Annotated in this window: 2 protein-coding genes; one reads left to right on the plus strand and one right to left on the minus strand. The window is 68.4% G+C overall.

The window, feature by feature from the left end; all coding sequences use genetic code 11:
- Positions 1–166 precede the first annotated feature (166 nt).
- A complete protein-coding gene (locus VFW45_09560) occupies positions 167–3,937 on the minus strand; it encodes a S8 family serine peptidase (protein ID HEU5181029.1) in 3,771 nt (1,256 codons plus the stop codon).
- Positions 3,938–4,355: 418 nt separating this feature from the next.
- On the opposite strand from VFW45_09560, the gene VFW45_09565 reads away from it, so the two are divergent.
- On the plus strand, positions 4,356–5,701 hold a 1,346-nt coding region (locus VFW45_09565; protein HEU5181030.1), incomplete at its 3' end, for a hypothetical protein.

Genomic DNA, 5,701 nt, shown 5'->3' on the forward strand with positions numbered 1-5,701 from the left:
GCTGATCGCCAAGGACCGGCACGTCGCCATCCTGCGCGACGGCTCGCAGCTCCCCCTCAGCCGCGCCGGCTACCTGCGCCTGCGCTCCCTTCTTTAGGGTTGCGCCTGGGAGCCCATCGCGGAAAACCGGGTGGCTCCGGCAGCCGATCCCTCCCGCTTGGGCGCCTTAGGGGCAGTTGTTGTTGGTGACGTGCTGGGTGATGACGGGGCAGGCGGCGGACGCGCCGGCGTAGCTCTTTTCGCTGCCTACCTGGTCGCGCGACCAGCTCCCGTCGATGGATCCGCCGTTGGTGCCGGCGACCAGGAACCAGACGTTGTCTGGGAGGGTGATCGACGCGCTGCCCGAAGGTGCCAGAGAGCAGAAGCCTCCCGCGAAGGTCGCGAAGCTCCCGAGTGTTCCCCAGTAGATGTTCACCGCGGCGGGCGGGCAGGCGGCTGCGTCCCAGCTCAGCTGGAGATTGGCGCCGCTCGGCACGACGGTGAGGGGCGAGCCCGGTACCGAGGCGCCGTCGGGGATCGGCGGCGGTCCCGCCGCCTGCGCGGTGCAGGTCGACGGGACCAGGGTATGGGTCACCTGGATGTCGTCAACCCACCACGAGCCGCTCGGATAGAAGAAATCACCCGACATCCGGAAGCGAATCTTCACGTCGCCGCCGCCCCAGTTCGCGAGCGAGGCGCTGTAGGTCGAATAGGTGAGGCGCTGGTCGCTGAAGTAGTTGACGTTGTCGACGATCGTGTCGCAGGCGGTGGCGGTGAGATCGACGTGCGTCGGGTAGTTGGGGCTGAGCGGCAGGCGCGACCAGGAGCTGAAGGTTGGACCGGAGGCGACCTCCACCTCGCCGACCGAGCCCTCGGAAGCGTCGAGGACCCCGAATTCCTCGAACTCCAGGGTGTGCTTCGTCGAGAACGAGAGCTGCGGTCCGGAGGCGGGGCTGTCGAGCGTGAGCACCGGACTCGTCAGATCGGCGCAAACCAGCTCGGAGCTGTCGCCCCAATATACCTTCGGCCCGGCGTTGCCGCCGGTTGCGGCCGCGACCCAGGGAGCCGCGGGGACGAAGGCCGCCGTCCCGGTGTCGCCGGCATTGTCGGTGAAGGTCCCCAGGCCTGGCGGACCGTTGGGAGTCACCGACGCCTTCACGCCGTTCGATTCCTCGTTCCCGCCGCGGCAGGGGCCGCCGTGCCCCGCCGTGGCGTCCTCGGCGCGCACGACATAGTAATAGGTGGTTCCATAGGCCAGCGCGAGCGTGTCGGTGAAGGCGGTCGTCCCCAAACACCGCGCAATCCGGTTCGACGGTCCCGGGGTGAAGCCGCTCGTCGTGTCCCGGTAGACGTTGTAGCGGACATTCGCCGTGCAGGGAGAGCTGGCCGGATCCCAGCTCAGCGCGATGGCGCAGGTGGAAGTCGCGGCGCTCGCCGCGCTCTTCACGCCCGCGAAGCTCGGCACCAGGAAACAGTCTCCGGTGGGCACCACCTGGGCGCACGCCGAGGGCGTCTCGCAGAAGGCGGTCGCATCCGAGGCGGAGGCGACGCGATAGCTGTAGGTCGCGCCTCCCGACACGCCGGTGTCCAGGTAGGAGGTGCCCGCCAGGGCCGAGGCGATCTGGACCCATGGACCTCCCGGACACCCCCCGAGAGAGCGATAGACGTTATAGGCGGCCGCTGAGCCCACGGCGCTCCAGCTCACCTGCACCTGGTGCTCGGCCGGCGTGGAAAGCGCCGGGGCCCCCGGCGCGGCCGGCGCGGCGCAGTCGGTGAGCGCGCCATGCACCACCAGCGCGAAAGGCTGCGGTCCCATCGGGACGCTGATCCCTCTGACGCGCACCACCCAGCGCCCCGCCGCCGGAGCATTGAAGACCAGGCGTTCCTCCACGTTGACGCCGTCGTGCGCGTCGCCGGCATTCGAGGTCTGCGCCGGAGCGCCCGTTCCCGAGTCGAGCTTCTGGAACCAGACGTTGCGGGCCGGATCGATCACCTCCAGCTTCAGCTCGTTCACCCGGGCCGACGCCGCGTTCAGCGCCGCGGGGTAATCGGTCCATACCAGCGTGGCACGGAACGGCTCGCCTGCCGCAACGTCATAGGCGTGCGTGACGACGGTCCCGTTGATGGCGCCGCCGCGATAATCGTCGACGCGCAGCGCGAAGGAGCTGCCGGTGAAGGCCAGCGTCCGGTTCAGCTGCACCCGACCATAGCCCGAGTCGAAATCGGGGGCCGGCGACGCCGCGCCCAGCGCCACCGCGCTGTCGACAAGAGTTGCCTTGAGCAGGGCGCCGCTGGGGGTGATGCCGGAGCCGGGGTTGCGTGCGCCGGTCGCGTAGTAGCCGGCGGTGTAATACTCGCGCACCAGGGCCGCCAACCCGGCGGTGGTAGGCGAGGACATCGAGGTGCCGTCCAGCGTGCAGGTGTCGCAGTTGTTGGATCCGATCGTCGCATCAGAAGCGGCGGAGACGGTTGATTCCCCCTGGGCCGCCACCGTCGGCTTCAACCGCCCGTCGAAGACCGGCCCGGGACTGGAAAAAGATGACGGACTGCCCGCGGCGGCGCCATGGCCGACGGAGCCCGCCGTCACCAGGTTCTTGGCGTTCGCCGGCGTGCCGACCGAGACGGGAGGCGGGCAGAACTCCGCGCCGTTTCCCGCCGACGTGACGATCAGCAGATCGGGATAGGTCCACATGGCCAGGTCGGCGTCGCGCGCGTACGAGTCATAAGGGATCTCGCACCCGGGGACGCAGGTGCCGAAGATGTCGTAGCAGGCGCCGCCCCACGAGTCGGAGTGGATCCGCACGCCGCTCTGGAAAGCCACGTCGGCCAGGTTCCACAGCGTCCCGCCGCGGTTGTTCAGGTACTCCAAACCGTCGCCCATCTCCTGCATGACCAGCTTCGCGCCGGGTGCCAGCCCGTCGCCCGCCGATCGGCCCGGTGTGGTGAAGCCGGTGCAATCAGCATAGGGAGCCTGGTCGCCCACCGCGGAGCCGGAGGTGTGCGTGCCGTGGCCGCTCCCGCCAAAAGTCGCGGGGCAGGTGTCGTCGTCTCCCGTCGGCGTTCCCGACCAGTTGTAATAGAGGATGTCCTTGCGCCGGCTCGCGGCCGGCGCGGCCGGCGGACAGGGGGCCGCGGCGCAGGAGGCGATCGGCGGCGCGCCGTTGACGGTGTCGCGGAAGAAGCAAAGGTCGTAGTCCTGACCCGAGTCGGCGACTCCCAGGATCTGCCCGCAACCGTAAATCCCGCGATCGAAGATCGGCGTCTGCTGCGGCGACGGCCCGACGAAGGATTGGTGCACCCAGACGGCATCCTGGTTCATCATCCGGAAGGGACGGGCCATCTCGACCGCTTCCACCTCGGGCAGGCCCGCCAGCCGCGACAGGACCGCGGCAAGGCGTCCGGGCGGAACCGTCGCTTCCATCCTCCAGGCGCCGCCCTTGCCCGAAGGAGCAGCCACCATCGGCAAGCCCGCCAGCGCCTGTCGCGCCCGCGTGGGCGGCTCGTCCGCCTCGAGGACGGCGCGCAGCTTCACCGCTTCCGCCGGATGCCCGGCCAGCGACGACAGCTGCGGCTGGATCTTGAGGTGGGGAGGCGCCTCGCCGACCCAGGCGACGAAAGAAAGGGCGCGCAGGGCGTCGAATTGCGCCGGATCGATCCGGAGGCGATAGCCGTTGTCGGGGATGTAGCCCAGTACTTTCGCGCCGGCCTCTTCCAGCTCCTGGCGCTGCCGCGGGTCGAGGGGAGCGGTCGTCACCGCGACGATGAAGCGGCGGCCTTTGGGAGACTCCTTTTCGGAAGCGCCACGGTACCAGGCGGGAGGCTGGGGCGTCGCGGCACCGGGATGGAAGATCGCGCCGGCATAGCGCAGGGTGGGCTGGCGCGGCTCCGGGCCCGCCGCGACCACCGTAATGCTCAGTAAAATCCCGAGCGCAGCCGCTCTCCCCCCTCGGAATCTCAACCGGACCTCCCTGAAAAGGGGCCCATTCTACGCGCGGCCTTCGCGACTTCATCCAGATTCTTTTGTGGGAGCCGCGCGGAACGCTTGGCGGACACGCCGTTACAGCGATGGCGGGAAGATCCGATGCCGATTCACCATCAAGATGACGTCGAGAGGCGTCGGGAAATGCGGTTCGAGCATAAGGACGCACAAGGCTGGGCGAGAAATCTTCTCCTGCGGGAAAGATCTCTGTTGATCGCGTCCCGAATCCGGCGTAGCTTTACGCGACTCTGGACACTCGGCCACGCAGAGAGGGGGGCTTGCGATACGTGAGCCCGGTCCCCGACCGGAACTCGACTGGCTCGTCCTTCCGCGCCACGAGGCGCTCCAGCCATCCGTCTATTCCCGTTCCCAACACTTCCACTCGTAGGAGGCCGTGATGGTACGTCGTCCGCGCATGCTCCGTCCTGCGCTCGGATACCTGGGGCTGGCGTCGCTCGCCGTGGCGATCGCGCTGGCCGGCTCGGGCCTATCCACCGGCAGTCCCGCTTCGCCCAATCCAGGTTCGAAGAGCACGCTTCCCGAGACGCTCATCGGAGGACCCACCGCTCAGGAAGAGGCTGCTTCGATGGCGGCGCTGCACGACTGGCTGATGAAGGAGGTTCCCGCCGGCGTCCTGAACCGCTCGCTCCTCGTCTCCTTGACCGAGCAGGAAAAGGCCGAGCTCAAGAAGAAGCAGGCTGAGACCACCGACCGCGGCGTCGTCGGCCGGACGAAGCCGATCCAGGAGATGGTCCGCTTCTCCAACGTCGACGCCACCATGCTCTCTACGGGCCCCAGGCAGGTTGGACATGGCGTTCTCGCCCCGACCGCCGACGGCGGGTTCGTCTGGGCGATGGCGATCGAGGCGGCGGGCGCCGGCGCGCTCCGCGTCCACGTCCGCGGATTGGATCTCCCGGGCGATGCGGACCTCTATTTCTTCAGCACGCAAGGACAGGCTTTCGGTCCTTATCAAGGGAAGGGCCCGAACGGCAGCGGCGAGTTCTGGTCCGACACGGTCTTCGGATCGCAGGGCGTCGTTCTGCTGCGCCATTACGGCCCGAACGGGAGCGCCGACCTCAAGGGCCTCTCGTTCGGCATCTCTGACGTCGGGCACATCGGCCAGAAGTTCGCCGGGGATCTCGGCATTTCTCCCGAGTCGTTCTGCAGCTTCAACGTCTCCTGCATCGGCAACGCCTCCTGCACCATCGGCACGGCGGCCGATCCCGCCAAGAGCGCCGTGGCGCTCATGCAGTGGATCAACGGACAGTTCATCTACACCTGCACCGGCGGGCTGCTGAACGACACCGTCTCCGCCACCCAGATCCCCTACTTCCTCACCGCGAACCACTGCATCAGCGCCGGCGCGGACGCCTCGAACCTTCAAGCCTACTTCCAGTTCACGCTCCCGTGCGGCCAGACCAACTGCCCTCCGCAGACGCAGCCGGGCGGCATCCAGCGCCTCGGCTCGACCATCAAGGCGACGGGGACGACGGGCGACTTCACGCTGTTGCAGCTGAACCAGACGCCTCCCGCGGGATCGGTGTTCCTGGGATGGAACAACTCTCCGGTGGCGAATCTGAACAATCATCCGCTGGTCCGGATCAGCCATCCCGCCTGGGCGCCGCAGGCCTATTCCGCGGACCATGTCGACACCACGGCCCCGACCTGCACCAGCTGGCCGCGCGGCCAGCGGATCTACGAGCGCACCGACGTCAACGGGACGGAAGGCGGCAGCAGCGGATC

This window comes from Candidatus Polarisedimenticolia bacterium (assembly GCA_035764505.1).
GTDB lineage: Bacteria > Acidobacteriota > Polarisedimenticolia > Gp22-AA2 > AA152 > AA152.